The sequence below is a fragment of the Rhizobium sp. T1470 genome, assembly GCF_042140505.1.
GTDB classification, from domain to species: domain Bacteria; phylum Pseudomonadota; class Alphaproteobacteria; order Rhizobiales; family Rhizobiaceae; genus Rhizobium; species Rhizobium favelukesii.
Genome location: NZ_CP148091.1, coordinates 4,126,894 through 4,150,680, shown reverse-complemented (window position 1 = coordinate 4,150,680; position 23,787 = coordinate 4,126,894). Strand labels below are relative to the sequence as shown.

Genomic DNA, 23,787 nt, shown 5'->3' with positions numbered 1-23,787 from the left:
TCAGGCCGAGATGATGACCTCTGCTTCGATTTCGACCGGAAAGTTCAGCGGCAGGCCGGCAACGCCAATCGCGGATCGGGAGTGACTGCCCACCTCCGGCCCGAACACCTCGATGATCAGTTCGGTAAAACCATTGATTACGGCTGGCGGATTGGCAAAGCGCGGCGCGCAATTCACCATACCGAGCACGCGGCACCAGCCGGTAATGCGATCAAGGCTGCCCAACTCCCGCTTCAGGCTGCCTAACATGGAAAGAGCTACTTTCCGCGCGGATGCCTTGGCCTCCTCAATGGAGATGTTCTCGCCAACGGCTCCGAATGGGCCGGCGGGCGTACCATCGGTATTCTGCGGACCATGGCCTGAGACGAATGCGCGATTGCCGCGCACATTCACCCACGGAAACGGAAGGACCATGTTGGAAGGCAGTTTCAGGGGTTGCGGTAGAACCAATCCCATCGCGGCAAGTCTCTGTTCGTAGTTATACCAGCGTGAGCGATCTCTGACTCTTTTTGAGGTTTCCAAATCAGTTGAGTTCTGAATCAATACCGCAAACGGAGGTTTGCGGATGACATCAGGAATTCCACTGCGCGATGACTTCGACGGCTTCGCTCTTCGGGCGTTGGCCAAAGGCACGAAGGATGCGGCACAGGCTCGGCGGCTTCTTGCCCTTGCCGAAATCTATGATGGCCATTCCCGCAGCGATGCGGCCAGGATCGGAGGCGTGACCCTGCAAATTGTCCGCGACTGGGTTATTCGCTTCAATGCGCGTGGCCCGTCGGGGCTCATCAATGGCAAAGCACCCGGCAATCAAGGAAAGCTTTCCGACGTGCATCGCCAGGCTTTGGCAAAGATCGTCGAAAGTGGCCCGATACCGGCGGTGCATGGCGTTGTGCGCTGGCGGCGCAAGGATCTTGCTCAATGGCTGTTCCAAGAATATCGGATATCCGTCGATGAAACGACCATTGGCCGCGAATTGAAGGCGCTCGGCTTTGCAAAGCTGTCTGCCCGCCCGCGCCATTACGCCCAGAACGAAGGCGACCTGGAGAGTTTTAAAAAAAGTTCCCCGCCACACTGGCAGCCATCAAAGGCAGGCTCCCGAAGAACGTCGAGATTGAGCTCTGGTGGGCCGACGAAGCTCGGATAGGCCAAAAGAACAAGATCACCCGGCGATGGGCACGCAGGGGAACAAGGCCTTCGGCACCACACGATCAACGCACGATGTGGACCTATATCTTCGGCGCTATCTGCCCCAAGAAGGGCAAAGGTGCGGGTCTCGTTCTTCCCTACTGCGACACCAGCGCCATGAACCAGCATTTGATCGAAATCAGCCAGGCCGTCGATGACGGCGCTCATGCCGTGCTGATCGTTGATCAGGCGGGGTGGCATGTCACGCCGAAGCTCGATGTGCCCGACAACATCACACTGCTCTTCCTGCCGCCACGCTCGCCCGAATTAAATCCCGTCGAGAACGTGTGGCAATTTCTGCGTGACAACTGGTTGTCCAACCGGATCTTCAAAGATTACGAGGACATCGTCGCCCATTGCTGCGACGCATGGAACAAGCTGGTCGCTCAGCCGTGGAAGATCATGTCGATTGGAATGCGTGACTGGGCGCACCGGTTTTGATTAGCGCTCGTTGGTATTAGCCATGGAATTCCTCCGGAGATAGCTTTGGTCGTCATTGCTCGGGCACGGCAATTCAAAGATCTAATCTTGGCTCGGAACGCAATTTTGCTTGTGAATATTACCAGAGTGGTGGTGTGCGCGATTCTAGCACGACGCTGTGCCGGGCGCACGCTGCTAAGCGGGAAGGACGGCCCTGGATGTTGCGACGGATTTGGACGTCTTGCCCTCGAAAACAATATCAAGGAACTCGTTCAGCCACGCTTTCAGCGGCGCGTCGAAGAGCATGCGTCCTTCCAGATGCTCGCGACCCTGCTGCGCGTTCGGAAGAATGAAGCGATGGGCGCCGTGAACCACCCAGCGGTGCATCATCGCGCGTGTCAGCTCGGCATGGAACTGCAGACCCCACGCATGGCCGCCATAGCGGAAGGCCTGATTGGGATAGGTATCGCCTTCCGCGAGCAGCTCGGCACCGTGCGGCAGGTCGAAACCTTCGCGATGGAAGTGATAGACCATCTTGGGCCAGTGCATCAGCAGGCGGCCCTTCTCGGTGGGACGTAGCGGATACCAACCGATCTCGGTGGAACCGTCGGCATTCGCCTGAACCTTGCCGCCGAGCTGCCTCACCAGCATCTGTGCGCCAAGGCAGATGCCGAGCAACGGGCGTTTCTCTCTCAGCGGCACATCGAGCCAGTTGATCTCCGTCTTGACGAAATCATCTGTATCGTTGGCGCTCATAGGGCCACCGAAGACAACGGCGCCCGCATGTTCGGCGAGCGTGGAGGGCAGTCTATCGCCGAGAACCGGGCGCCGGATATCGAGGCGATATCCCTTCTCGACCAGAAGCTGACCGACCCGGCCAGGGCTGGAACGCTCCTGATGCAGAACAATCAGGACGGGATGTTCGCCCGTCTCCGGAAAGCGGTCAGTCGGCATCGTCCTGCACTACCTCGGTATCCGTGACCCGTCGCGCTGCCTCCTGCCGCTTCTGGATGCGCTCACGAGCCGAAACGCCAAGAAGTTCGGCGATACGCCAGATCGCGTCATCCTCCATCTCGCTGCGCTCGCCATCGGCATAGACGATGTCCCAGAGGACTCCGATCAGTTCGAGCCGCTGTTCCGTGTTGAGGTGGCGCTTGAGATCCGAGGTGAAGCGGTAGTAGTCGACGGCATCGCTTTCCGCCTCCTGGCCGGCGGCCATCAGCGCATCGAGTTGCTTGCGGTCGAGCCCATACTGATCCTTGAGCAGCTTACGAAGCCGCTTCGTCTCACTGTCCTTGACCTGACCGTCCGCCTCCATGACCTGCATGCAGAGCGCGGCCACCGCGATGCGCGGATCATCGGGGGCGAAGCCTTTCTTTGCATTGTCGGAAGTCAGATTCTGAAAAAATTCCTGGAAGCGTTCGAACATTTAGGTCCTGTTTGTCTAGAAAAGGCGAAGCCGTGTCTTGGGTTCTGGCTCTGCCGCTGGATTGCGAACGCCGGGATCGTCCGGCAGGCCGCCAAAGAAGGGGCGCGGTTCGGGTGAAATTGCAGCTTCTGCCGCCCGCTTGGTTGGTGCAGGCGGTTTTGGAGATGGACGCGCCGCCTCAGCGATCGTGGCGGCCCGCTCGAGTTCGATGATGCGGTGGTCGTTGGCCGGGCTTTCTGAACGGGCTTCGCGCACCGGCGGCAGCGTTCTCAGCGCGCTGTCGATCGAGATCGTCGTGCTTTCATCGGCCGCCTTCTCCACATGGTCGAACGGAGCCTTCCAGACAAAAGCATCCAGTCGGCCGGTGACGGGCGAGAGCGGCAGCCATTTGTCGGAAACGAAGCCATCTGCCACCCATGCCGGATCGCGCGGCGCCTTGAGGGCCTGGGCAAGCCAATGGCGAATGCGACCCTGATCACCGGTTTCGGCCTCCTCGATGTCGGCGAGCAGCAGAAAGGCGGATTCGCGTGGCTCGACACGGGCAGCAGCCTCCGCCTTGGCGCGGGCCTTCGCGAAATCCTGCGTGTCGAGAGCGGCCTGCGCCACGAGAAGCAGGGATTCGACGTTGTTTGGCCGCATCCCCTCCAGGCGCTCGGCACGCTTCAGGCGGTCAGCAGCAGAGTCGCCGCTGCGGGCTCGCACATAGGTCCGGCCGATATCCGGGTGCGGGGCCGACTTCCACGCCTGCTCGAGGATCGACGCCGCCTTCCTCAGCTTGTCTTCGCGGAACAGCGCCTTCGCCGCGATGATGGCGGCAGGCTCGAAGTCGGCGGCGAGCTTGAGCGCATGTGTGGCGTCGTCGCGCGCTCCCGCTGGATCGTTCTCTAGCTTCTCGGTTGCGCGAGCGGTCAGCAGTACGGCGCGAAGCCGCTCGGCCTGTGCCTTTTCGACGACGCGGCCGGCCTTTTGCTGTTCCAGCAGCCGTAGGGCGTCGTCCCAGCGACCTGCCTGGCTCCGATATTCGAGCGTCGCCTGGGCAGCCCACGGAAGATAGGGCGCGTTGTCGGCAGCCTTTTCCGCATATTGACGCGCGGCCTCATTGGCGCCGAGCCGCTTGGCTTCGAGATACAGTCCGCGTAACCCGAGTTCGCGGGTCTCTGGATCGTTGGTCATCGCCTCGAACTTGGCGCGGGCTTCGTCGTGGCGACCCTCGATCAAAGCAGCCTGCGCCTCCAGCAGGGCAATCAGCGGCTCCTGATCGGCGCGGATCAGACCGCGGGAGCGGGCGGCCATCTTGCGCGCCATCAGCGCATTGCCGGCGCCCGCTGCGATCAGGCCTGTTGATAGTGCCTGATAGCCGCGATCGCGCTTGCGGGCACGAAAATAGCGGGTGATGGAATAGGGCGACATCCAGATCATCCGCAGCAGCCGCCACAGGATCATCACGACTGCAATGAGTGCAATCAGGGCGCTCGCCGCAACGATGAGCCGGGTCTGGTAGAGCTGCCCTTCCCAGATCAGCGAAAGATCGCCGGGGCGATCGGCTAGCCAGGAAAATCCGTAGCCAAGAGCCAGCACCAGGAAGGCAAATATGACGAGCCTGACCATGCCTCAGCCCTCCTTGCCGGCGTTGGAAACGGCCTTGGACAAGGCGCTGCCCACGAGATCCTCGACGCGGATGCGGGCTTCCAGCGATTGTTTGAAGGCGGCCGATGCCTGTTTGGCCTGAGCCGGCAGATCGATCCATTCGGTTGCGGCCCCCTGTAGGTCGCCGTTCTTCACCTTGTCTTCTATACGGGCGGCGATCGCCTCAACGCTCTCGCCTTCGATATTGCCGACGGGGCGAACTTTAACCAACGATTTGGCGCTTGCCATCAATCGGTCGGACCAGCTCTGGTTGGGGTCGGCCTGATTGACGGAATCGACGATCGCCGTTGCGACATCCGGTAGCTGGCGGATCAGCTCGGCGCGTGAGGGAACGCCGGTCTCGGCGAAATTGCGCAGATCCGCGGCAGCCTGGTCATCAGGGGAGACGCTGGCAAAAGTGTCAAGCTCGGCAACGAACGGCCCGCCGCGATCGATTGCTGCTTTCAGCGCGGCGGCGGCGATCGCCTTGGCAACAGCAACGTCCTGCCGCGGTTCGTTCAGCTTCTTCTCCGCCTCAGTCAGACGTTGCTCGATATCGGCGCCGTCGGAGGTTTTCTGATCCGCGGCTTGAGAGATGGCGCCACGCAGCTGATCGATCTGGCCGTTCAGGTCGGCGATCTTCTGATTGAGGGCATCGACCGCAGTCGTGTCGGTGGCAGCAGGCGGCGGTGCTTTGGCCGTCGTTTCCAACGCAGCGATACGCTGCTCTAGCGCATTGTTATCGGACGTGGAGGGGGCAGCGGCGAGATTGGCGAGCGATTGCTTCAGCCCGTCAATTTCGGCGGAGAGATTGGTGACATCGGCAGATGCTGTAACAGGAGCGGATGAGCCGGGCAGGTAGCCTGCATATTGAATGGCCCCGGCGCCGAGAAGTGCTATCAGGCCACCAACGATACCGGCGGCGACCAGAGCCGACGTGCTGCCGCGCTGCGGGGCAGGCGGCGCCGGTGGAACCGGCTCATCGGCCGCGGGGTCGGCAGCAGCTGTCGGCGCTTCGTGAGGCGGCGGTCCGTTGGGCGATTCGGACTGCGCTCGGGCCTCATCCGAGGGGCTCGCGTCCGGTTCATCGGCTTTCGTTTCGGCGTCCCTGGCAGAAGCAAATTCCTGCGCGTCCAGATCGACAGTGACCGGCTCTTCGGTGCTCTTCGAGTGGCGAGGCGGATTTCCTGGTGCCATGAGATCCTCATATTTATGCAATGCAACGAAAGTAGTCAGTGATGCCAGTCAAGGAAAGAGGTTAGATCAAATTTGGGCGGGCAAGCGTTCAAAGGAGCGACAAAAGGCTGCGCTCCTCCGGCACGCTGGCGATGCTTACTGCGCCCTGCAGCGGTATGGGGACTGCTTCTGCAACGGATTTGCTAAGGCAGAGAAAGCGCATTCCAGCTAGCCCGTCGGGACTCATGTGCGCCTCGATCACGCGAAAGAAGTTTTCCGCTGTCTGGCGCGAGAAAAAGAGGATCGCGTCCGGCCGCTGATGCGCGACGATCGTTTGCAGTGTTTGCGGCGCAATCCATGTCGGTTCCATCCGGTAGCATTCCACGACGGTGATCCTTAGGCCGATTTCGCGCGCGCGCTTCTCGAAGGTCTCGGCCCTTGGTCGGCCGGCAAGGTAGAGAACAAAGCCGCCGCCTGCCCTTTCCGCGATTGTCTCGGCGAGCTCGGTGCCGCTGCCGCCGGACGCCGTGACTGCGGTGAAACCGATCGTCCGCGCCTCCTCGGCCGTCGCATCCCCGACTGCAAAAACAGGCCGCGTGAGATGCACCGCGAGCTCGGCGCTATGCGTTGCAAGCGCCCTGATCGTTTCAGCACTGGTGATCACAATACCGCCTTCGGTCGTCTCGAGGCCGCGCACCGCCGCATCGCCATCGTGAACCGGCTGCGACAGCGGCAGCAATATCGGTTCGTGCCCCAATTCGCGAAGACGCTCGGCGGTGCGCTCGCCCGAATGCTGAGGACGGGTCACGAGGACACGCATCAGGACATCAGCTCCAGTCGTCGAAGAAGCTGCTGCCGGCGCGCGCCCGAATCTCCTGCCCGGCACGCGTGCCCAACGCAGCCGCATCGCGCCTGTGACCGTCAACGCTGACGGCGTGCTGGTTGCGGCCATCCGGCGTGATGATCAAGCCGGAGAAGCGTACCTGGTCGCCTTCACAGATGGCATAGCCGCCGATCGGTGTGCGGCAGGAGCCGTCCAGGGCTGCGAGAAAGGCGCGCTCACAGGAGACCGTGTCGAAGGTCGCCGTATCGTTGATGGGGGCAAGGAGTGCATCGATGCGTGCGTCACCAATGCGGCTTTCGATGCAGATCGCACCCTGGGCCGGTGCGGGCGGAAAGGTTTCCGCGGCGAGGATATCGGTTATCACGTCGACCTTGCCGAGCCGCTTCAATCCGGCGATCGCAAGCAGAGTGGCATCGACCTGGCCTTCTTGCAGCTTTCTCAGCCGTGTATCGACGAGGCCACGGAAGGTGATGACCTTGATATCGGGACGCATGCGGCGGATCAGCGCCTGGCGGCGAAGCGACGAGGAGCCGACGGTCGCGCCGTGGGGCAGGTCGATCAGCTTTGGCGCGGTGCGTCCGATCACCGCGTCCCGGACATCCTCGCGCGGCAGGTAGGCAGAAAGACAGAGCCCTTCCGGAAGCCGTGTCGGCATGTCCTTGGCCGAATGCACCGCGATGTCGAGGTCGCCGCTCGCAAGCTGCTGCTCCAGTTCTTCGGTGAACAGGCCCTTGCCGCCGATCTCGGCCAGCGAGCGATCGGTGATGCGATCGCCCTTGGTGCTCAGCACGACGATTTCGAACATCTCTTCCGGCAGTCCGTGCGCCGCCATCAGCCTGTCGCGGGCTTCGTGAGCCTGGGCGAGTGCCAGCGGGCTGCCTCGGGTGCCGATCCGGAAAGGTTTTGTTTGCATCCGCATTGATCCGTTGTTACCGGAGTTCCTCGTAAACAGGTTTAAGACCCATCGCAATCAACGATCAGGTTTCATGGCGCCCTTTCTACGCATCCTCGGCATCGAAACAAGCTGCGACGAAACTGCGGCGGCAGTGGTCGAGCGAGCCGTCGACGGGCGGCCGACGGTGCGTTCCGACGTCGTCCTGAGCCAACTCGAGGAACACAGCGCCTATGGCGGCGTTGTGCCTGAGATCGCCGCTCGCGCCCATGTCGAGGCACTCGATACGCTGATCGACGAAGCCTTGAAACGTGCCAATGTGTCGCTCTCGGATATCGATGCCATCGCGGCAACGTCCGGGCCTGGCCTTATCGGCGGTCTGCTCGTCGGCCTCATGACCGGAAAGGCGATTGCCAAGGCCTCCGGAAAGCCGCTCTACGCCGTCAATCACCTTGAAGGGCATGCATTGACAGCGCGGCTGACGGATGGGCTCGCATTTCCATACTTGATGCTGCTCGTTTCTGGCGGCCATACGCAGCTTATTCTTGTCCGTGGTGTCGGGCAATACGAGCGCTGGGGCACGACCATTGATGACGCGCTCGGCGAAGCCTTCGACAAGACGGCGAAACTGCTGAGTCTGCCTTATCCCGGCGGGCCGGCGGTCGAGCGCGCGGCCAAGAGTGGTAACCCGGATCGCTTCAATTTTCCGCGGCCACTGGTGGGAGAGGCCAAGCTCAACTTCTCGTTTTCCGGCCTGAAGACGGCCGTGCGCCAGGCCGCGACCGAAATCGCGCCGTTGACGGAGCAGGATGTGGCGGACATCTGCGCCTCATTCCAGAAGGCGATCTCACGGACGCTGAAGGATCGCATCGGCCGCGGGCTGGAGCGTTTCAAGTCCGAGTCCCTTCATGTCGACGGCAGACCGGCCCTCGTGGTGGCCGGCGGTGTGGCTGCCAACCTGGAGGTTCGCAGCACGCTGCAGTCGCTTTGCGGCAAGCACGGCTTTCGTTTCGTCGCGCCGCCGCTGCGGCTGTGCACCGACAACGCCGTGATGATTGCCTGGGCTGGTCTGGAGCGGATGGCGACAGGCGTGGCGCCTGATGACCTCGATGTGCAGCCGCGCTCGCGCTGGCCGCTGGATTCCAACGCCGAAACCTTGCTTGGCTTCGGCAAACGGGGAGCGAAAGCATGAGCGAAAAGATTGCCGTCGTCGGAGCTGGTGCTTTTGGAACCGCGCTTGCCGCGGTGATCGCCCTGACGGAGCGCAACGCGGTGACGCTGGTCGGTCGGGATCCTGAACTGATCGCGGACCTGAAAGCTGAGCGTTTGCACGATGCGGTCTTGCCGGGCATCGCGTTGCCGGAGTCTCTCGCCTTTTCCGCCGAACCCGATGCGATCGGCGATGCCGATATCGTGCTCTTCGCGATGCCCTCGCAGGCGCAGGCGGATGCCGCAAGACAGTACCGACCCTATTTGGGGAGCAGTGCCATCGTCGTGACCTGCGCCAAGGGCATCGAGAGGGCGACGGGCAATCTGCTGACCGACATGCTGGAGCGCGAAATACCCGGTCATGCGGTTGCTGCCCTGTCGGGACCCGGCTTTGCCGCCGATATCGCCAAGGGATTGCCGACGGCGATGGCGATTGCTGCGGCTGATATGGATGTTGCCGAAAGGCTGGCACATGCAATCTCCGGTCGAACTTTCCGGCTCTATGCCTCGTCCGACCGGGTCGGCGTGCAGCTCGGCGGCGCACTGAAGAATGTTCTGGCGATTGCATGCGGCATTGTCGAGGGGGCCGGCATTGGAGACTCCGCGCGTGCGGCGCTGATTGCACGCGGGCTTGCCGAGATGTCGCGTTTCGTCGTCGCCAAAGGTGGACAGGCGGATACCGTGCGCGGGCTGTCCGGCCTCGGCGACCTGGTGCTGACCGCTACCAGCCACCAATCGCGCAACCTGCGCTTCGGGATTGCACTCGGCCGCGGCGAGACAGTCGATCCTGCCCACGGCGAGCTCGTCGAAGGCGCCTTTGCGGCCGCTGTTGCATCGCGCCTGGCGCAGTCGCTCGCTGTTAGCATGCCGATCACCGATGCCGTTTCCGCTATCATCGACGGTAAGCTCGGCATTGCCGAGGCGATCGATCAGCTCATGACGCGCCCGATTACCACAGAATAGGAGTTTCGATATGCTCTTTGCTCTTCTCTGCAAGGACAAGCCCGATCATCTCAGCGTCCGCATGGAGGCCCGGCCCGCTCACGTGGAACATCTCAACAAGCTCAATGCTGAGGGCGTGTTGAAGATGGCCGGCCCGTTTCTCGACGGTGAGGGCAAGCCATGCGGCAGCCTCGTCATCATTCATGCCGATACGATCGAAGCGGCCAAGGCGCTGGCGGACAGCGACCCCTACACGAGGGCCGGGCTTTTTGAGAGCGTCGAGATCAAGCCCTTCAATTGGGTCTTCAACAATCCGGAGGCATGAGCGTGGCGCATTGGCTTTACAAATCAGAACCGGCTTCCTGGTCCTGGGAGCAGCAAAAGGTGGCCGGCGAGAAGGGCATCGAGTGGACGGGTGTCCGCAACTATCTCGCCCGCAACAACATGCGGGCGATGCAGCTTGGCGACAAGGGCTTCTTCTATCACTCCAACGAAGGTCTCGAGATCGTGGGCATCGTCGAGGTGTGTGTCTTGTCGCATCCGGACTCGACAGCCAAAGGCGACGACCGCTGGGATTGCGTTGACATTCGCGCCGTCTGCGACATTCCCAAACCGGTTTCGCTGAAGGACATCAAGGCCAACGAGAGGTTTGCCAAGATGTCGCTCGTCACCTCCATGCGGCTTTCGGTCCAGCCGGTGACTGACGATGAGTATCTGGAGATTTGCCGGCTAGGTGGCCTCGATAATCCGCCGCGTTGAGACGCCGTTGAAAACCGATCCCGAGATCTTCATCCGCGCCAACACCAGCCCGATGGCGCCGCCGCATGTGCCGGAAATTCGATTGCATCTAGCGGACGAAGCGCATGGGTTGTGGCTGAAGACGGAAGAGGAGCTTGCCGAGATCGGTCTGCCGCCACCCTTCTGGGCCTTCGCCTGGGCGGGTGGTCAGGGGCTGGCGCGCTACATACTTGATCATCCGCATATCGTTGCCGGCAAGCGCGTTCTCGACTTCGCCACAGGTTCTGGCTTGGTGGCGATTGCGGCAAAGATGGCGGGAGCGGCCAAGGTCGTTGCCGCCGACATCGACCCGTGGGCCGAAACCGCGGTACGACTGAATGCCGGCCTGAACCAGGTCGAGGTCGATTTTACCGGTGCTAATCTGATCGGCGACAAGGTCGAGGCGGATATGTTGGTCGCGGGCGACGTCTTCTACGACAGCGACTTTGCGGCAGCGATCGTTCCATGGTTCGAGACGCTCAGCCGTCAGGGTATCGCAGTCCTCGTTGGGGATCCGGGACGCGCCTATCTTCCCAAGAAGCGCTTGGAATTCTGCGCAATCTATCAGGTTCCCGTTACCCGGGCGTTGGAAGACAGCGAGGTGAAGAAAACGACCGTTTGGCGCCTCATGGCCTGATAACGCAGACGCCAGCCTCGTATGAACAGCTGCTGCTCTTGGCGGTGACGTTGATCACCTTGGCCATTGGCGCGAGGTTGGTGGTTCGCTGCGGGGCAGGGAAGCCATAGCCGCTGCTGGCGACATAGGTCCCACCGTCGGCATCATAGACGTATGACGATCCCGAATAGGTGCCGCTGACCCCTCCACCTGGCTGCGGCTGAACCAAGATGATGACGTTGCGTCCGCCATAGCCGCTATAACCATTGTAGCCGCGATACGGCCATGAGGCGCGCTTGATCAGAGCCGCGCGACCGGGACGATGGCCGAACCGGCCGTATCCATCTGAGAAGCGGACGCGTCCATCGTTCCATCCACGAAAGGGTCGGCCGACGATCGTCGGCGCGTGATGCCTCATGAATTGCTTGCCACCGTGGCGAGAGAACGAATTCTGGCCGAAATCGCCTGCTGAGGTCGGCAGCGCGATCAGAGCCGCTGCCGCGAGAGAAACGAGCATGGATAGGGTCTTCAGCATCGTGCGGATCTCCGGAAACGAGATGGTTAACAAAGCGTTAACCGCAAAATGCGCCAAAAGCCGCCGCTTGTCCAGAAGACGTCTGGCCATGCCGCTTGCGCAGCGGGGCCGCCGCGCCGTCAAGCGCAGTTCACGCCACCCAGAGACGCAAATCGATTAAATTAAATTGGGGGTGCAATTATACTTGTCGTTAGGGGCTTCCGTGATTAAACGTCGCCATTGATGCGACGCACACAAACAAATTTGTCATTCGTGTGGTTGCCTTGAATGCTCCGAAATCCGGGAGCGCAGAGAAGACGCCGCGAGGTTCTGATGGCGAATGTCACAAATAAACGGCCCCTGTCGCCGCATTTGCAAATTTACAAGCCTATCCCCACGATGGTCATGTCGATCGTCCACCGCATTACTGGTGGCGCACTTTATGTCGGCACGCTGCTGGTCGCCTGGTGGCTGATCGGAGCTGCAACCGGCCAGGCCTATTATGATTGGGTCAACTGGATACTCGGCAGCATCATCGGCAAGCTCGTGTTGCTCGGCTATACTTGGGCACTGCTGCACCACATGGTCGGCGGCTTCCGTCACTTCGTCTGGGATCTCGGCTACGGCCTCGATAAGGACGTCTCGACCAAGATGGCCCAGGCTTCGATCGTCATATCGCTCTGTCTGACCGTGCTGGTCTGGGTGATCGGCTTCCTCATTCGCTTCTGAAGGTTGTTCTCATGGATATGCGCACCCCTCTGGGTAAGGTTCGCGGCCTTGGCTCGGCCAAGGAAGGCACCGATCATTTCTGGCGTCAGCGCGTCACTGCGGTTGCCAATGTGCCGCTCTTTCTCTTCTTTATCATTTTCATGATCGTTCACGCTGGCGAGCCTTACGCGGACGTGGTTCACGCGCTGTCGAGCCCGTTTGTTGCGGTCGTCATGGGCCTGATGGTCATTTCCGGCACCATTCATATGCGTCTCGGCATGCAGGTGATCATCGAGGACTACGTGCATGGCGAATTCGCCAAGCTCGCCCTGCTGATGCTGAACACCTTCTTTTCGATCCTGATGGCGGGGTTCTGTCTCTTCGCCATTCTGAAAATTGCATTCGTAGGATAACCGTATCATGGCACCGACTTCACCCGCTCAGAATGGGAAGGCCTACAAGTATGTCGATCACTCATACGATGTGATCGTCGTCGGCGCCGGTGGCGCCGGCCTTCGCGCCACGCTCGGCATGGCCGAACAGGGTTTCCGCACGGCCTGTATCACCAAGGTGTTCCCGACCCGCTCGCACACGGTCGCAGCCCAGGGCGGGATCGCCGCCTCGCTGCAGAACATGACGCCCGACAGCTGGCAGTGGCATCTCTACGACACCGTCAAGGGCTCCGACTGGCTCGGCGACGTCGACGCCATGCAGTATCTCACCATGGAAGCGCCGAAGGCGGTCTATGAGCTGGAGCACTACGGCGTTCCCTTCTCGCGCAATGAGGAAGGCAAGATCTATCAGCGGCCGTTCGGCGGCCACATGCAGAACTTCGGCGAAGGCCCGCCGGTACAGCGCACCTGTGCCGTTGCCGACCGTACCGGCCACGCCATCCTGCACACGCTCTACGGCCAGTCGCTGCGCAACAACGCGGAATTCTTCATCGAGTATTTCGCGCTCGACCTGATCATGTCGGAAGACGGCAGCCGCTGCACCGGCGTCGTCGCCTGGTGCCTCGATGACGGCACGATCCATCGCTTCGCCGCCAAGATGGTGGTGCTGGCGACCGGCGGTTACGGCCGCGCCTATTTCTCGGCAACGTCTGCCCATACCTGCACCGGCGACGGCGGCGGCATGGTGGCCCGCGCCGGCTTGCCCCTGCAGGACATGGAGTTCGTGCAGTTCCACCCGACCGGCATCTACGGTTCGGGCTGTCTCATCACCGAAGGCGCGCGCGGCGAAGGCGGCTACCTCGTGAATTCCGAAGGTGAACGCTTCATGGAACGCTATGCGCCTTCGGCCAAGGACCTTGCCTCGCGCGACGTCGTCTCGCGCTGCATGACCTTGGAGATTCGTGAAGGCCGCGGTGTCGGCAAGGCCAAGGACCATATCTTCCTGCATCTCGACCATCTCGATCCGGCCGTTCTGCACGAGCGCCTGCCGGGGATTTCCGAGAGCGCCAAGATCTTCGCCGGTGTCGACGTCACCCGCGAGCCGATCCCGGTCCTGCCGACGGTCCATTACAACATGGGCGGTATTCCGACCAACTACTGGGGCGAAGTGCTGAACGCCGACAGCGCCAATCCGGAACGCATCATCCCCGGCCTGATGGCTGTCGGCGAAGCCGGCTGCGCCTCGGTGCATGGCGCCAACCGTCTCGGTTCGAATTCGCTGATCGACCTCGTGGTCTTCGGCCGCGCCGCGGCAATCCGCGCCGGCGAGGTGATAGACCGTGCCGCACCGGTGCCGCATCTGAATGTCGCCGCTTGCGACAAGATCATGGATCGCTTTGACGATCTTCGCCATGCCAGCGGCGGCACGCCGACGGCCGTGCTGCGCGAGAAGATGCAACGCGCCATGCAGGAAGACGCTGCCGTGTTCCGCACGCAGGAATCGCTGGAATCGGGCTGCAAACGCATCTCGGCCATCTGGCAGGAAATGCGTGATATCAAGGTCACCGACCGCTCGATGATCTGGAACTCCGACCTCGTGGAAACGCTCGAGCTACAGAACCTGATGGCCAACGCCATCACCACGATCTATGGCGCCGAGGCCCGCAAGGAAAGCCGCGGCTCCCACGCACGCGAAGACTACACGGAAGGCGCATTCGCCGGGCGCGACGACGTCAACTGGCGCAAGCACACGCTCGCCTGGGTCAACGACGCCGGCGACGTCAAGCTCGACTACCGCCCGGTTCACACCGAGCTCATCGCAGAGGGCATCGATCCCAAGAAGATCGCGCCCAAGGCTCGCGTGTACTAAGAGGAACTGGACATGGTTGAACTCGCTCTTCCCAAGAATTCCCAGATGCGCGAAGGCAAGGTGTGGCCGAAGCCGGCAGGTGCGAAGAACACCCGCGAATTCCGCGTCTACCGCTGGAGCCCGGATGACGGCCAGAACCCGTCGATCGACACCTTCTACATCGATGTCGACGATTGCGGCCCGATGGTGCTCGACGGCCTGCTATACATCAAGAACAAGATCGATCCGACGCTGACGCTACGCCGTTCCTGTCGCGAGGGCATCTGCGGTTCCTGCGCGATGAACATCGACGGCACCAATACGCTGGCCTGCACCAAGGGCCTCGACGACATCCAGGGCGCGGTAAAGATCTATCCGCTGCCGCATCTGCCTGTCGTCAAGGACCTGGTTCCCGACCTGACCAACTTCTACGCCCAGCACCGCTCGATCGAGCCGTGGCTGAAGACAGTCTCGCCGACACCGGCCAAGGAGTGGAAGCAGAGCCACGAGGATCGCCAGAAGCTCGACGGCCTCTACGAGTGCATTCTCTGCGCCTGCTGCTCGACCTCCTGTCCGAGCTACTGGTGGAACGGTGACCGTTACCTCGGCCCAGCCGTTCTCTTGCAGGCTTACCGCTGGCTGATCGACTCCCGAGACGAAGCGACCGGCGAGCGCCTCGACAATCTCGAGGATCCGTTCCGCCTTTATCGTTGCCACACGATCATGAACTGCGCGCAGACCTGCCCGAAGGGTCTGAACCCGGCCAAGGCAATCGCCGAAATCAAAAAGATGATGGTCGAGCGTCGCGTCTGATCGATCCAGCAAGGGGGCCGCAGATGCGGCCCTTTTCTTTATCCGATCACGAAACCTTGATTTGCCCGGGATTGCGCCAAATTTGTCTCGGTTTTACGGCGTTGCTCCCACATCGACACAATTTCTCCTCGCGCTGGCTTGATTCAATACAGCCTTTCAAGATAATTCCGCCGTGATTGAGCGGCAGCTTCAGGACAATACTGGAAAAATCAGGAGTATCATGATGCAGTTCAGACATATGGCGACAGGTCTCGTGGTTATTCTGTCGTTAGCTGGCTGCCAGCGCACCGCATATAATGATGCAAGCTATTCTGCCCCGTCGCCGCTGACAGCGCAGCCGGTTCCCTCGGTTCAGGGCGGGCAGCTTCCGCCGCCTTCCGGCTCTTCGCAGTTCCCCGCTGCCCCGACGACTGCGGCGCCCGTCGCCGGTGGCCAGCCCGGCGCGATGGCTGCGAATGCGATGGATGTCACCAAGGAATCGATGGTCGGCAGCTGGCGCGTCAACGGGTCCTGCGACATGTTCCTGACGCTTACCAATCTCGGCAGCGGCTCGCGCGGCGGTACGCGCGGCTGCGTCGGCGAACTGACGGCGATGGGCTCCTGGGAAGTCACGGGCAAGCAGGTCATCCTGAAAGACCGCAGCGGCAACCAGATCGGCAGCGTCTACAAGACTGCCGACAACGCCTTTAGCGGCCAGACCAATACCGGGCAGGCGATCAGCCTCAGCCGTTAAAAGATTGGGCGGCGAAGGCCGCCGATCCTGCATAGGCGGACCTCCTTTATGCAACCCATGCCAGACTACACGCTTAGCGTCAGCGAGCAGTTGAAGTCGCTGACGGCTTCGGGCGCGCTTCAAATCGATTCAGCCCAGATGCATGTTGCCAAATGCCTGGATCGGGTACTGTCGGGGTTGAAGCAGCGGCGGCCGGCGGCAAAGGCGAGCGCCCTCGGCTGGCTGTTCGCCAACAAGAAGAAGCCGTCGGAATCGGTCAAGGGGCTCTACATTCACGGCAGCGTCGGCCGCGGCAAGACGATGCTGATGGACATGTTCTTCGCAATGGCACCCTGCGCGAAGAAGCGGCGCGCGCATTTTCATGAATTCATGACCGACGTGCACAACCGCATCGCGGCGCACCGACTGAAGCTCAAGCAGGGCGAGACCAAGCAGGCCGATCCTATTCCGGTCGTCGCTGCTGCGCTCTATGACGAGGCCGAACTGCTTTGCTTCGATGAGTTCACCGTGACTGACATCGCCGACGCGATGATCCTGTCGCGGCTTTTCTCCGAACTTTTCCGGCGCGGATGCCTGCTGGTCGCGACATCGAATGTCGAGCCGGGCAATCTCTACAAGGACGGCCTCAATCGAAGCCTGTTCCTGCCGTTTGTCGATCTTCTGAAGCAACACGTCGAGATCGTGACCCTGGACTCGCCGACCGACTACCGGATGGAGAAGCTCGACAGCCAGCCGGTCTATCTGACGCCGCTCGATGACCGGACCGACATGGCCATGGATGCATCCTGGATGCAGGCACTGCATGGCCGCAGGGCACAGCCGCTGGAAATTCCGATGAGGGGGCGGTCGATCCATGTGCCGCTGGCAGTCGATCGCCTGGCGCGCTTCTCATTTGCCGATCTCTGCGAAAGGCCATTGGGCGCGGCCGACTTTCTCGCCGTTGCCGAGCGCTTTGACGCCATCTTCGTCGACCGTGTACCATTGCTGGGGCCTGATAAGCGAAACCAGATCAAGCGCTTCATCATTCTGATTGATACGCTTTACGATCACGCGGTGCGGCTCTATGTGTCCGCTGCAGCGATGCCTGAAAATTTGTTGACACAAGCGCGTGGTATCGAAGGCTTCGAATTCGACCGCACTGTCTCGCGCCTTTTCGAAATGCGCAGTGCCGAGTATCTCGCATTGCACCACGAGCGACGGGCTGCAGAGTAACGATTTGGTGGCGAATTATCTTACGTTTACGTAAGAATTTAATGATCTAAACGATTGAAATTCCTCGCTCAAAAATAATCGTTTGCCATTTTTTGGCTTTGGGGCTATGCGATGGCGGCATTGGGCGATGCCCCCCTCCGCGCGTCGCCTGACGAATTTTGATCGCAAAGGAAACAGCGAAATGGCGCGTAACAAGATCGCACTCATTGGTTCTGGCATGATTGGTGGCACGCTGGCGCATCTCGCCGGCCTGAAGGAACTGGGTGACATCGTTCTCTTCGATATCGCCGACGGTATTCCTCAGGGTAAGGGCCTCGACATTGCTCAGTCCTCTCCGGTCGAGGGCTTTGACGCCAACCTGACAGGCGCCAGCGACTATTCTGCGATCGAAGGCGCGGACGTCTGCATCGTCACCGCAGGCGTCGCCCGCAAGCCGGGCATGAGCCGCGACGATCTTCTCGGCATCAACCTCAAGGTCATGGAACAGGTCGGCGCCGGCATCAAGAAGTACGCCCCGAACGCTTTCGTCATATGCATCACCAATCCGCTCGACGCGATGGTCTGGGCGCTGCAGAAGTTCTCCGGCCTCCCGGCCAATAAGGTCGTCGGCATGGCCGGCGTGCTTGACAGCTCGCGGTTCCGTCTGTTCCTTTCCAAGGAATTCAACGTTTCCGTACAGGACGTCACCGCCTTCGTGCTCGGCGGCCATGGCGACACGATGGTGCCGCTGGCTCGCTACTCTACGGTAGCGGGCATCCCGCTTACTGACCTTGTGACCATGGGCTGGGTCACCAAGGAGCGCCTCGAAGAAATCATCCAGCGCACCCGTGACGGCGGCGCCGAAATCGTCGGCCTGCTGAAGACCGGCTCAGCCTACTACGCACCCGCTGCCTCGGCGATCGAAATGGCTGAATCCTACCTCAAGGACAAGAAGCGCGTTCTGCCCTGCGCAGCACAGCTGACCGGCCAGTACGGCGTCAAAAACATGTATGTCGGCGTTCCCACGGTCATTGGTGCTGGCGGCGTCGAGCGCATCATCGAGATCGACCTCAACAAGGCCGAGAAGGAAGCTTTCGACAAGTCTGTCGGCGCTGTCGCCGGCCTATGCGAAGCCTGCATCAACATTGCGCCTGCGCTCAAGTAATCGGACCGCGCGCTGACGTCATCCAAACAGGAATAGACCCATGAATATTCATGAATATCAGGCCAAGGCTCTGCTGAAGGGCTATGGCGCGCCGGTCGCGCAAGGCGTGGCGATCCTCAAGGTCGAGGAGGCCGAAGCTGCCGCCAAGTCGCTCCCCGGCCCGCTCTACGTGGTCAAGAGCCAGATCCACGCCGGCGGGCGCGGCAAGGGCAAGTTCAAGGAACTCGGCCCTGACGCCAAGGGTGGCGTTCGCCTCGCCAAGTCGATCGAGGAAGTCGTTTCCCACGCCAAGGAAATGCTCGGTAACACGCTGGTAACGGCGCAGACGGGTGAAGCCGGCAAGCAGGTCAACCGCCTCTACATCGAAGACGGCGCAGACATCGCTCGCGAGCTCTATTGCTCGCTGCTGGTCGATCGCTCCGTCGGCCGCGTTGCCTTCGTCGTCTCGACGGAAGGCGGTATGGACATCGAGGCCGTCGCGCACGACACGCCCGAAAAGATCCACACGATTGCGATCGATCCTGAGGCCGGTGTCACGGCCGCCGATGTTGCCGCGATCTCCAAGGCGCTGCAGCTCGATGGCGCTGCCGCAGAAGACGCCAAGTCGCTGTTCCCGGCGCTCTACAAGGCCTTCGGCGAAAAGGATATGGCTCTCCTCGAGGTCAATCCACTGATCGTGATGAAGGACGGCCACCTGCGCGTCCTCGACGCCAAGATGTCGTTCGACGGCAACGCGATTTTCCGTCACGACGACGTCAAGTCGCTGCGCGACGAGACGGAAGAAGACGCCAAGGAAATTGAGGCCTCGAAGTGGGACCTCGCCTATGTGGCGCTCGACGGCAACATCGGCTGCATGGTCAATGGTGCCGGCCTCGCCATGGCGACGATGGACATCATCAAGCTCTACGGCAAGGAGCCGGCGAACTTCTGTGACGTCGGCGGCGGCGCCGGCAAGGACAAGGTCGCTGCGGCCTTCAAGATCATCACGGCGGACCCAAAGGTCGAAGGCATCCTCGTCAACATCTTCGGCGGCATCATGAAGTGCGATGTCATCGCTGAAGGCGTTGTCGCGGCTGTGCAGGAAGTCGGCCTGAAGGTTCCGCTCGTCGTGCGTCTCGAAGGCACCAATGTCGAGCTTGGCAAGAAGATCCTGAACGAGTCGGGTCTCGCGATCACGGCAGCTGACGACTTGGACGATGCGGCCAAGAAGATCGTCGCGGCGATCAACGCCTAATTTTGAAGGACCGGAAATAAATGTCCATTCTCGTCAATAAAGACACAAAGGTCCTCGTTCAGGGCCTGACCGGTAAGACCGGCACCTTCCATACCGAACAGGCGCTTGCCTACTACGGCACGCAGATGGTCGGCGGTATCCACCCGAAGAAGGGTGGCGAAACCTGGACGGGCTCGAAGGGCGAAAGCCTGCCGATCTTCGCAACCGTTGCCGAAGGCAAGGAAAAGACCGGCGCCGACGCGACCGTGATCTACGTTCCCCCGGCAGGCGCAGCCGACGCGATCATCGAAGCGATCGACGCCGAGATCCCGTTCATCACCTGCATCACCGAAGGCATCCCTGTTTTGGACATGGTGCGCGTCAAGGCTCGCCTCGACCGCTCCAAGTCACGCCTGCTCGGACCGAACTGCCCGGGCATCCTGACGCCGGAAGAGTGCAAGATCGGCATCATGCCGGGCTCGATCTTCCGCAAGGGTTCAGTCGGTATCGTTTCCCGCTCGGGCACGCTCACCTACGAAGCCGTGTTCCAGACCTCGAACGAAGGCCTCGGCCAGACGACGGCTGTCGGCATCGGCGGCGATCCGGTCAAGGGCACCGAGTTCATCGACGTCTTGGAAATGTTCCTCGCTGACGAAGCCACCCAGTCGATCATCATGATCGGCGAAATCGGCGGCTCGGCAGAAGAAGACGCAGCACAGTTCCTCAAGGATGAAGCCAAGAAGGGCCGCAAGAAACCGATGGCCGGCTTCATCGCTGGTCGTACGGCCCCGAAGGGCCGCACGATGGGTCATGCCGGTGCCGTCGTTTCCGGTGGCAAGGGTGACGCAGAATCGAAGATCGCGGCGATGGAATCGGCTGGCATCCGCGTCTCGCCGTCGCCGGCCCGCCTTGGCAAGACGCTGGTTGAAGTCCTCAAGGGCTGATCCAATCTATACCCCGGGCACCGGTTCTCACCGTCTGCCCGGGTCTCGACTTCGAAATGGAATGAGCCGCGGACAGGCGGCTAACGACAGATGCGGCAAGCCGGTCGAGTATCCGGCGGAATCACAAGTCAGGAGGCGGACGAAAGCGTCCGCGTAAAACCATGGCACGGCAAGAAGCCAACGAGCAGTTTCAGATTACCTCGTTTCTGGATGGCGCCAATGCTGCGTATATCGAGCAGCTCTATGCGCGCTATGAGGAAGACCCGAACTCGGTCGGCGAGGAATGGCGGTCTTTCTTCAAGGCGCTGGAAGACAATCCGGAAGATGTGAAGAAGGCGGCCAAGGGTGCATCCTGGCGCAAGAAGGATTGGCCGCTGCAGCCCAAGAGCGACCTCGTTTCGGCGCTCGATGGCGATTGGGGTACCGTTGAGAAGATCATCGAGACCAAGGTCAAGGGCAAGGCGGAAGCCGCCGGCAAGCCGACCGATGGCGCCGACATCCTGCAGGCGACGCGCGACTCCGTTCGCGCCATCATGATGATCCGCGCCTACCGCATGCGCGGTCACCTGCACGCCAAGCTCGACCCGCTCGGTATCGCGGCACCCGTCGACGACTACAAGGAACTGTCGCCCGAAGCCTACGGTTTCACCGAGGCCGACTATTCCCGCAGGATCTTCATCGACAACGTTCTCGGCCTCGAATACGCCACCTTGCCCGAGATGATCGAGATCCTTGAGCGCACCTACTGCTCGACCCTCGGTGTCGAATTCATGCACATCTCCAACCCGGAAGAAAAAGCCTGGATCCAGGAACGCATCGAAGGTCCGGACAAGGGTGTTGCCTTCACCCCGGAAGGCAAGAAGGCCATTCTCGCCAAGCTGGTCGAAGCCGAAGGCTATGAGCAGTTCCTAGATGTGAAGTTCAAGGGTACCAAGCGTTTCGGTCTCGATGGCGGTGAATCGCTCATCCCGGCGCTGGAGCAGATCCTGAAGCGCGGCGGTCATCTCGGCCTTCGCGAAGCCGTGTTCGGCATGGCCCACCGCGGCCGCCTGAACGTCCTTTCCCAGGTCATGGGCAAGCCGCATCGCGCGATCTTCCACGAGTTCAAGGGCGGCTCTTACGCGCCTGACGAGGTCGAGGGTTCGGGCGACGTCAAGTACCATCTCGGTGCCTCTTCCGACCGCGAGTTCGACGGCAACAAGGTCCACGTGTCGCTGACGGCCAACCCGTCGCACCTTGAGATCGTCGACCCTGTCGTCATGGGCAAGGCGCGTGCCAAGCAGGACATGGGCGCCACCGTCTGGGACGGCGACACCATTCCGCTCTCCGAGCGCGCGAAGGTTCTGCCGCTGCTCATCCATGGTGACGCGGCGTTTGCCGGCCAGGGTGTGATTGCCGAAATCCTCGGCCTGTCGGGCCTGCGCGGTCACCGCGTTGCCGGCACGATGCACGTCATCATCAACAACCAGATCGGCTTCACCACCAATCCGGCCTTCTCACGCTCGTCGCCTTATCCGTCCGACGTCGCCAAGATGATCGAAGCGCCGATCCTGCATGTGAACGGTGACGACCCGGAAGCCGTTGTCTACGCAGCCAAGATCGCAATGGAATTTCGCATGAAGTTCCATAAGCCTGTCGTCCTCGACATGTTCTGCTACCGTCGCTACGGCCACAACGAAGGCGACGAACCGTCCTTCACGCAGCCGAAGATGTACAAGGTCATTCGCGCCCACAAGACCGTCCTGCAGATCTATGCGGATCGTCTCGTTGCCGAGGGCCTGCTGACCGACGGCGACGTCGAGAAGATGAAGGCCGACTGGCGCGTGCATCTCGAACAGGAATTCGACGCCGGCCAGAGCTACAAGCCAAACAAGGCTGACTGGCTGGATGGCGAGTGGTCGGGTCTGCGCACGGCTGACAACGCCGACGAACAGCGCCGCGGCAAGACCGCCGTACCGATGAAGACGCTCAAGGATATCGGCCGCAAGCTTTCGGAAATTCCGGAAGGCTTCCGTGCCCATCGCACGATACAGCGCTTCATGGAAAACCGCGCCAACATGATCCAGACGGGTGAGAACCTCGACTGGGCGATGGCAGAAGCGCTTGCCTTCGGTTCGCTGGTGGTCGAAGGCCACAAGATCCGTCTCTCCGGTCAGGATTGCGAACGCGGCACGTTTTCGCAACGTCATTCGGTTCTCTACGATCAGGAGACGGAAGAGCGCTTTATCCCGCTTGCGAACCTGTCGTCCAACCAGGCCCGCTACGAAGTCATCAACTCGATGCTCTCGGAAGAAGCAGTGCTCGGCTTCGAATACGGCTATTCGCTGGCTCGCCCGAACGCGCTGACCCTTTGGGAAGCCCAGTTTGGTGATTTCGCCAACGGCGCGCAGGTCGTCTTCGACCAGTTCGTCTCGTCGGGAGAACGCAAGTGGCTGCGCATGTCCGGTCTCGTCTGCCTGCTGCCGCATGGCTACGAAGGGCAGGGGCCTGAGCACTCCTCGGCCCGCCTCGAACGCTTCCTGCAGCTCTGCGCTGAAGACAACATGCAGGTCGCCAACGTCACGACGCCGGCGAATTACTTCCACATCCTGCGCCGTCAGCTGAAGCGCGACTTCCGCAAGCCGCTCGTGCTGATGACGCCGAAGTCCCTGCTGCGTCACAAGCGGGCTGTTTCCAGCCTTGCGGAACTCGCCGGCGAATCCTCCTTCCATCGTTTGCTCTGGGACGATGCGGAGGTCATCAAGGACGGCCCGATCAAGCTGCAGAAGGACAACAAGATCCGCCGCGTCGTCATGTGCACCGGCAAGGTCTATTACGATCTTCTGGAAGAGCGCGAAAAGCGCGGCATCGATGACATCTACCTGCTGCGCGTCGAACAACTCTATCCGTTCCCGGCAAAGGCGCTCATCAACGAGCTCTCGCGCTTCCGGAACGCCGAGATGGTCTGGTGCCAGGAAGAGCCGAAGAACATGGGCGCATGGTCGTTCATCGACCCGTATCTGGAGTGGGTTCTCGCCCATATCGATGCGAAGTACCAGCGCGTCCGTTACACCGGCCGCCCAGCTGCCGCTTCGCCGGCAACGGGTCTGATGTCCAAGCATCTATCGCAGCTCGCCGCATTCCTCGAGGACGCGCTGGGCGGCTAAGGG

At 61.3% G+C, this 23,787-nt stretch carries 24 protein-coding genes; 16 read left to right on the top strand and 8 right to left on the bottom strand.

Features of this window, described 5'->3' with window-relative positions; genetic code table 11:
- Positions 1-456: a RidA family protein gene (locus tag WGT02_RS20805; RefSeq protein WP_208249516.1), complete on the bottom strand. Its 456-nt coding sequence runs from the start codon at positions 454-456 to the stop codon at positions 1-3.
- A gap of 109 nt (positions 457-565) precedes the next feature.
- Between WGT02_RS20805 and WGT02_RS20800 the strand changes: the two genes are divergently transcribed.
- Positions 566-1,626 (top strand): IS630 family transposase gene (locus tag WGT02_RS20800; RefSeq protein WP_208245220.1). Its coding sequence is split into 2 segments (ribosomal slippage): positions 566-1,058 and positions 1,058-1,626, totalling 1,062 coding nucleotides; the frame shifts between segments, so codons are not numbered across the junction.
- 174 nt (positions 1,627-1,800) lie between these two features.
- Here the strand turns inward: WGT02_RS20800 and WGT02_RS20795 are convergent.
- The 6 genes from WGT02_RS20795 to hemC all read right to left on the bottom strand — a co-directional run bounded on the left by WGT02_RS20795 (position 1,801) and on the right by hemC (position 7,593).
- Positions 1,801-2,559 carry a glutamine amidotransferase gene (locus tag WGT02_RS20795; RefSeq protein ID WP_024316802.1) on the bottom strand — a complete coding sequence of 253 codons (759 nt, stop codon included), beginning with the start codon at positions 2,557-2,559 and terminating at the stop codon, positions 1,801-1,803.
- The gene (locus tag WGT02_RS20790) at positions 2,549-3,034 is read right to left on the bottom strand and encodes a TerB family tellurite resistance protein (RefSeq protein ID WP_007794220.1); all 486 of its coding nucleotides are present in this window, start codon (positions 3,032-3,034) and stop codon (positions 2,549-2,551) included. The genes WGT02_RS20795 and WGT02_RS20790 overlap by 11 nt, the downstream gene beginning before the upstream one ends.
- A 15-nt stretch (positions 3,035-3,049) precedes the next feature.
- On the bottom strand, positions 3,050-4,642 hold the full coding sequence (locus WGT02_RS20785) for a heme biosynthesis protein HemY (protein WP_024316803.1): 1,593 nt from the start codon (positions 4,640-4,642) through the stop codon (positions 3,050-3,052).
- A gap of 3 nt (positions 4,643-4,645) precedes the next feature.
- Positions 4,646-5,857: a COG4223 family protein gene (locus WGT02_RS20780; RefSeq protein ID WP_024316804.1), complete on the bottom strand. Its 1,212-nt coding sequence runs from the start codon at positions 5,855-5,857 to the stop codon at positions 4,646-4,648.
- Between the two features lie 88 nt (positions 5,858-5,945).
- Entirely contained in the window at positions 5,946-6,656 is a 711-nt protein-coding gene (locus tag WGT02_RS20775) for a uroporphyrinogen-III synthase (protein WP_024316805.1), read from the bottom strand.
- A gap of 7 nt (positions 6,657-6,663) precedes the next feature.
- On the bottom strand, positions 6,664-7,593 hold the full coding sequence (gene hemC / locus WGT02_RS20770; RefSeq protein ID WP_208249518.1) for a hydroxymethylbilane synthase: 930 nt from the start codon (positions 7,591-7,593) through the stop codon (positions 6,664-6,666).
- A gap of 73 nt (positions 7,594-7,666) precedes the next feature.
- Here hemC and tsaD point away from each other — a divergent pair, with 73 nt between their 5' ends.
- From tsaD to WGT02_RS20745, 5 genes are read left to right on the top strand one after another with little or no spacing between them, the layout of a single operon-like run.
- Positions 7,667-8,764, top strand: coding sequence for a tRNA (adenosine(37)-N6)-threonylcarbamoyltransferase complex transferase subunit TsaD (gene tsaD, locus WGT02_RS20765; RefSeq protein WP_024316807.1), 1,098 nt, complete (start codon positions 7,667-7,669; stop codon positions 8,762-8,764).
- On the top strand, positions 8,761-9,744 hold the full coding sequence (locus tag WGT02_RS20760) for an NAD(P)H-dependent glycerol-3-phosphate dehydrogenase (protein WP_024316808.1): 984 nt from the start codon (positions 8,761-8,763) through the stop codon (positions 9,742-9,744). Before tsaD ends, WGT02_RS20760 begins: the two co-directional genes overlap by 4 nt.
- A 10-nt stretch (positions 9,745-9,754) precedes the next feature.
- Positions 9,755-10,048 carry a YciI-like protein gene (locus WGT02_RS20755; protein WP_024316809.1) on the top strand — a complete coding sequence of 98 codons (294 nt, stop codon included), beginning with the start codon at positions 9,755-9,757 and terminating at the stop codon, positions 10,046-10,048.
- A gap of 2 nt (positions 10,049-10,050) precedes the next feature.
- Positions 10,051-10,482 carry an EVE domain-containing protein gene (locus tag WGT02_RS20750; RefSeq protein WP_208249526.1) on the top strand — a complete coding sequence of 144 codons (432 nt, stop codon included), beginning with the start codon at positions 10,051-10,053 and terminating at the stop codon, positions 10,480-10,482.
- Between the two features lie 7 nt (positions 10,483-10,489).
- On the top strand, positions 10,490-11,137 hold the full coding sequence (locus WGT02_RS20745; RefSeq protein ID WP_208249527.1) for a methyltransferase: 648 nt from the start codon (positions 10,490-10,492) through the stop codon (positions 11,135-11,137).
- On the opposite strand, the gene WGT02_RS20740 is transcribed toward WGT02_RS20745, so the two are convergent.
- Positions 11,127-11,651, bottom strand: a complete 525-nt coding sequence (locus WGT02_RS20740; protein WP_024316812.1) for a hypothetical protein — start codon at positions 11,649-11,651, stop codon at positions 11,127-11,129. The genes WGT02_RS20745 and WGT02_RS20740 overlap by 11 nt on opposite strands.
- A gap of 312 nt (positions 11,652-11,963) precedes the next feature.
- On the opposite strand from WGT02_RS20740, the gene sdhC reads away from it, so the two are divergent.
- From sdhC to WGT02_RS20690, 10 genes are all read left to right on the top strand, one after another.
- Positions 11,964-12,359, top strand: coding sequence for a succinate dehydrogenase, cytochrome b556 subunit (sdhC, locus tag WGT02_RS20735; RefSeq protein WP_024316813.1), 396 nt, complete (start codon positions 11,964-11,966; stop codon positions 12,357-12,359).
- 11 nt (positions 12,360-12,370) lie between these two features.
- Positions 12,371-12,751 carry a succinate dehydrogenase, hydrophobic membrane anchor protein gene (gene sdhD, locus WGT02_RS20730; protein ID WP_024316814.1) on the top strand — a complete coding sequence of 127 codons (381 nt, stop codon included), beginning with the start codon at positions 12,371-12,373 and terminating at the stop codon, positions 12,749-12,751.
- Between the two features lie 7 nt (positions 12,752-12,758).
- Complete coding sequence (sdhA, locus tag WGT02_RS20725; protein WP_024316815.1) at positions 12,759-14,600, top strand: succinate dehydrogenase flavoprotein subunit; 1,842 nt, start codon at positions 12,759-12,761, stop codon at positions 14,598-14,600.
- 12 nt (positions 14,601-14,612) lie between these two features.
- Positions 14,613-15,392, top strand: coding sequence for a succinate dehydrogenase iron-sulfur subunit (locus WGT02_RS20720; protein WP_024316816.1), 780 nt, complete (start codon positions 14,613-14,615; stop codon positions 15,390-15,392).
- Between the two features lie 223 nt (positions 15,393-15,615).
- The gene (locus WGT02_RS20715; protein ID WP_024316817.1) at positions 15,616-16,125 is read left to right on the top strand and encodes a protease inhibitor Inh/omp19 family protein; all 510 of its coding nucleotides are present in this window, start codon (positions 15,616-15,618) and stop codon (positions 16,123-16,125) included.
- A 48-nt stretch (positions 16,126-16,173) separates the two neighbouring features.
- A complete protein-coding gene (gene zapE / locus WGT02_RS20710) occupies positions 16,174-17,337 on the top strand; it encodes a cell division protein ZapE (protein ID WP_024316818.1) in 1,164 nt (387 codons plus the stop codon).
- Between the two features lie 181 nt (positions 17,338-17,518).
- Positions 17,519-18,481 (top strand): malate dehydrogenase, encoded by a 963-nt coding sequence (gene mdh / locus WGT02_RS20705; protein WP_208249528.1) that lies wholly within the window; start codon positions 17,519-17,521, stop codon positions 18,479-18,481.
- A gap of 40 nt (positions 18,482-18,521) precedes the next feature.
- Positions 18,522-19,715 (top strand): ADP-forming succinate--CoA ligase subunit beta, encoded by a 1,194-nt coding sequence (gene sucC / locus WGT02_RS20700; RefSeq protein ID WP_024316820.1) that lies wholly within the window; start codon positions 18,522-18,524, stop codon positions 19,713-19,715.
- 20 nt (positions 19,716-19,735) lie between these two features.
- Positions 19,736-20,638, top strand: a complete 903-nt coding sequence (gene sucD / locus WGT02_RS20695) for a succinate--CoA ligase subunit alpha (RefSeq protein ID WP_024316821.1) — start codon at positions 19,736-19,738, stop codon at positions 20,636-20,638.
- 161 nt (positions 20,639-20,799) lie between these two features.
- Positions 20,800-23,784: a 2-oxoglutarate dehydrogenase E1 component gene (locus WGT02_RS20690; protein ID WP_024316822.1), complete on the top strand. Its 2,985-nt coding sequence runs from the start codon at positions 20,800-20,802 to the stop codon at positions 23,782-23,784.
- The last annotated feature ends 3 nt before the right edge of the window (positions 23,785-23,787 follow it).

Excerpts from the sequence above, each read along its gene's own strand:
- WGT02_RS20740 (WP_024316812.1), bottom strand. The coding sequence starts at position 11,651 with ATGCTGAAGACCCTATCCATGCTCGTTTCTCTCGCGGCAGCGGCTCTG.
- WGT02_RS20760 (WP_024316808.1), top strand. The coding sequence starts at position 8,761 with ATGAGCGAAAAGATTGCCGTCGTCGGAGCTGGTGCTTTTGGAACCGCG.
- mdh (WP_208249528.1), top strand. The coding sequence starts at position 17,519 with ATGGCGCGTAACAAGATCGCACTCATTGGTTCTGGCATGATTGGTGGC.
- sdhD (WP_024316814.1), top strand. The coding sequence starts at position 12,371 with ATGGATATGCGCACCCCTCTGGGTAAGGTTCGCGGCCTTGGCTCGGCC.
- WGT02_RS20775 (WP_024316805.1), bottom strand. The coding sequence starts at position 6,656 with ATGCGTGTCCTCGTGACCCGTCCTCAGCATTCGGGCGAGCGCACCGCC.
- sucC (WP_024316820.1), top strand. The coding sequence starts at position 18,522 with ATGAATATTCATGAATATCAGGCCAAGGCTCTGCTGAAGGGCTATGGC.
- sucD (WP_024316821.1), top strand. The coding sequence starts at position 19,736 with ATGTCCATTCTCGTCAATAAAGACACAAAGGTCCTCGTTCAGGGCCTG.
- tsaD (WP_024316807.1), top strand. The coding sequence starts at position 7,667 with ATGGCGCCCTTTCTACGCATCCTCGGCATCGAAACAAGCTGCGACGAA.
- WGT02_RS20690 (WP_024316822.1), top strand. The coding sequence starts at position 20,800 with ATGGCACGGCAAGAAGCCAACGAGCAGTTTCAGATTACCTCGTTTCTG.
- WGT02_RS20780 (WP_024316804.1), bottom strand. The coding sequence starts at position 5,857 with ATGGCACCAGGAAATCCGCCTCGCCACTCGAAGAGCACCGAAGAGCCG.
- WGT02_RS20755 (WP_024316809.1), top strand. The coding sequence starts at position 9,755 with ATGCTCTTTGCTCTTCTCTGCAAGGACAAGCCCGATCATCTCAGCGTC.
- WGT02_RS20790 (WP_007794220.1), bottom strand. The coding sequence starts at position 3,034 with ATGTTCGAACGCTTCCAGGAATTTTTTCAGAATCTGACTTCCGACAAT.
- zapE (WP_024316818.1), top strand. The coding sequence starts at position 16,174 with ATGCAACCCATGCCAGACTACACGCTTAGCGTCAGCGAGCAGTTGAAG.
- hemC (WP_208249518.1), bottom strand. The coding sequence starts at position 7,593 with ATGCAAACAAAACCTTTCCGGATCGGCACCCGAGGCAGCCCGCTGGCA.
- WGT02_RS20785 (WP_024316803.1), bottom strand. The coding sequence starts at position 4,642 with ATGGTCAGGCTCGTCATATTTGCCTTCCTGGTGCTGGCTCTTGGCTAC.
- WGT02_RS20715 (WP_024316817.1), top strand. The coding sequence starts at position 15,616 with ATGCAGTTCAGACATATGGCGACAGGTCTCGTGGTTATTCTGTCGTTA.
- WGT02_RS20805 (WP_208249516.1), bottom strand. The coding sequence starts at position 456 with ATGGGATTGGTTCTACCGCAACCCCTGAAACTGCCTTCCAACATGGTC.
- WGT02_RS20720 (WP_024316816.1), top strand. The coding sequence starts at position 14,613 with ATGGTTGAACTCGCTCTTCCCAAGAATTCCCAGATGCGCGAAGGCAAG.
- WGT02_RS20795 (WP_024316802.1), bottom strand. The coding sequence starts at position 2,559 with ATGCCGACTGACCGCTTTCCGGAGACGGGCGAACATCCCGTCCTGATT.
- sdhA (WP_024316815.1), top strand. The coding sequence starts at position 12,759 with ATGGCACCGACTTCACCCGCTCAGAATGGGAAGGCCTACAAGTATGTC.
- sdhC (WP_024316813.1), top strand. The coding sequence starts at position 11,964 with ATGGCGAATGTCACAAATAAACGGCCCCTGTCGCCGCATTTGCAAATT.